Raw genomic sequence first — 2,671 nt, 5'->3', positions numbered from 1 at the left:
GGTATGGTTTAGCTTTTGTAACTACAGATACTCATTAAACAGTGAGTACAATCGTGTATAACAAAGAAAAAAACCTCTCTAAGCTATTACATACGCTATATGACAACGTCACCTACCCAGAGGGCTGGGGCGAATTCCTGCAACAGCTTGCCAGCCATTTCAATTCTCCTTCAGCCGCATTGCGTATCACTGATCGTGAAAACCCTATCGTTTACCGATCCTTTGCTATTGGCTTAGAGCAGGGGCTTAATTATGAGCAGGAGGCCGTGGTTTTTGACCCCTTCCGCACATCACTGGCTAGCGGCCCACTTGGCAAAGTCCATATAAGTACCGACATTATTTCTGATCGGGCATTTGAACACTCTGAGCACTACCAATTATTTTTCCGCCCGAACGGGAATTTTTATGCCATGGGAACCCAGTTTGAACGCGATGGCTCATCTGCGATGCATATTGGCTTACATCGACCACGCGAAAAGGGCATGTTTACTCGGCAGGAGCAAGAACAGCTAGAAGATTTGAGCGGACATTTACGCCGTGTAGCTCATCTGACCAAACTGACTAGCCAAGTACAGGAAGCATTAGCACAAGCTCAGAATGCCTTTAACCACCTTCCTTTTGGGGTGTGGATGTTGGACGCAAACCTACGCTGCCACTGGTCAAACCGAGTTGCCGAAGATGTGCTTAGCACCCATTGCTTCGGTATACAGCAGCGTAACGGCCGCTTAATTTTCGATGAAGAAAAGCTCGGTTCAGCCCTTGCTCAGGCATCACGTAAGCTAAACAAAGCAGAAAGTCGCTGTGAGAGCATTCAGCTAAATAGGGCAGGAGCTTCATTGGTACTTTTCTGTAACCGGGAAGGAAATCCATCCCTTTACTGGAAAGTAGCTTCTTCTGCCACTGTAATCGCCTTCTTGCTTGACCCACAAAGGGCCATCGCACTGGACCATGAACGTCTAAAAAACCTTTACTCATTGAGCGTAGCGGAATTGCGTCTAGTAGATTTACTAATACGCGGCCTGGATATTAATGAGGCTAGCGCTTATTTGAACGTGACGGTACACACCACTCGCTCTCAATTAAAATCAGTCATGCGAAAAACAGACGTCACGAGGCAGGCTGACTTAATACGCACATTACTGCTTAGCGTTGGAATAGTTAACTGATTTGAGTAGTTACGAGATGCAAATTTATCGTACTCCAAGGCAAGGTGGACGTTTTTTGAGTGTCATGGATACAGGCCCAGCAGATGCACCAGCCTGGTTCTACTGTCACGGCATTCCTGGTTCTAAAAAAGAAGTATTGATGGCAACTGCAAGAAATAAAACTGAGAGCGTTCGGCTCATTGCCATAGATCGCCCAGGGTATGGTGGCTCTACTCAGATGAAAAGCTACCGTTTTGCTGACCACACAGACGACGTGCAGGCAGTGGCAGAGCAGCTTCAAATTAACAAATTCTCTCTACTAGGTTTTTCGGGAGGTGGCGTATTCGCCATGGCGACCGCAACGGCTCTCAAAGAGAGAGTCAACAGAGTGGTGCTGGTTGGGACGCCTGCTGTTCCTATACAGAACTCGCCCTACAAGCACGCAGGAAAGCTGACTGCCGAGACGTGGCACGCAGCATTGACTGCTCCTCAGGATTTAATCACCCAGTTAGCAGATATAACGGGCGACAGCGCATTACTGGCAGCCGCGTTAATGGACTCGCTCAGTGACCAAGAACGCCAATTCCTACAAGCTTCACAACTACGTAAAGCCTTTCAAAAAAACCTAGTGGCAGCAACACAGCAAGGTGGCTTGATAGCAGCTGATAGCATTGTTAGAGATATTCAACTAATGGCACGAGAGTGGCCTTTCAGCGTTGGAGACTTAGGGGTTCCTATAGAGATTTTTCATGGTGAGAACGATGCATTAGTTCATCTTGAGCATGGACAAGCACTCGCATCATTTATTTCTGGGTCTGTCCTAACCGCTTTACCTAATTCAGGCCATTACGACACATTAATTAAAGCCTATCAAAGAAGCATTTAGAGCTTACTTTTTGCAAGAGTGTCTACCACCTCTGCCCTCAGCGCTTTCACACGACTCACCATGAAAAACTTTTTAATGAGCATTTAGCATCTTCTCCAATAGCCAACTACCTTGAAATGGCAACTCGTCATACGAGTTTCCATGGATAAGGAAAGGAGAATTGCACAATGCGTTACTCACTACCATTAACAGGTATTGCCGCGGGGTTATTGCTGGCAACTACCGCTCAGGCCAATGAAGCACTCGACGTTGAAATGCACAAGGTCAACGCCGAAGGAATTGAACAGTCTATTGGGACTGTCGCTATTGAGCATACTGAGCACGGTGTGTTGCTTACGCCGTCGTTAACTGGCCTAGAACCCGGCGTATACGGTTTTCATGTCCACCAACATGCCAGCTGCGAGCCTGCTGAAAACGATAGTGGCGAAATGACCGCAGCGCTGTCTGCAGGTGGTCATTACGACCCTGAAGAGACGGGCACCCACCAAGGACCCTACGGCGATGGCCATCTAGGTGACCTCCCGGTGCTCACGGTAAATAAAGATGGCGAAGCCAATTTACCGGTGCTGGCACCACGCTTGAGTATGGAAGATATGCCGGGGCGCAGCCTGATGATCCATGCGGGCGGCGATACATATTC

General features: G+C 48.0%; 3 protein-coding genes. All 3 read left to right on the top strand.

The features are described 5' to 3' along the window. Positions 1-53: 53 nt before the first annotated feature. On the top strand, positions 54-1,166 hold the full coding sequence (locus AC0UA9_RS17275) for a helix-turn-helix transcriptional regulator (protein ID WP_146944208.1): 1,113 nt from the start codon (positions 54-56) through the stop codon (positions 1,164-1,166). A 16-nt stretch (positions 1,167-1,182) separates the two neighbouring features. Further along, positions 1,183-2,031, top strand: coding sequence for an alpha/beta fold hydrolase (locus AC0UA9_RS17270; RefSeq protein WP_146944206.1), 849 nt, complete (start codon positions 1,183-1,185; stop codon positions 2,029-2,031). 167 nt (positions 2,032-2,198) lie between these two features. Further along, positions 2,199-2,671, top strand: a 473-nt coding sequence (locus AC0UA9_RS17265) for a superoxide dismutase family protein (RefSeq protein WP_475661964.1), incomplete at its 3' end; no start/stop codon positions are given.

It is taken from the genome of Colwellia sp. F1 (genome assembly GCF_056238625.1).
Note: the sequence above shows the minus strand (reverse complement) of the source record. Positions and strands in the feature narration are given on the sequence as shown.

Excerpts from the sequence above, each read along its gene's own strand:
- AC0UA9_RS17270 (WP_146944206.1), top strand. The coding sequence starts at position 1,183 with ATGCAAATTTATCGTACTCCAAGGCAAGGTGGACGTTTTTTGAGTGTC.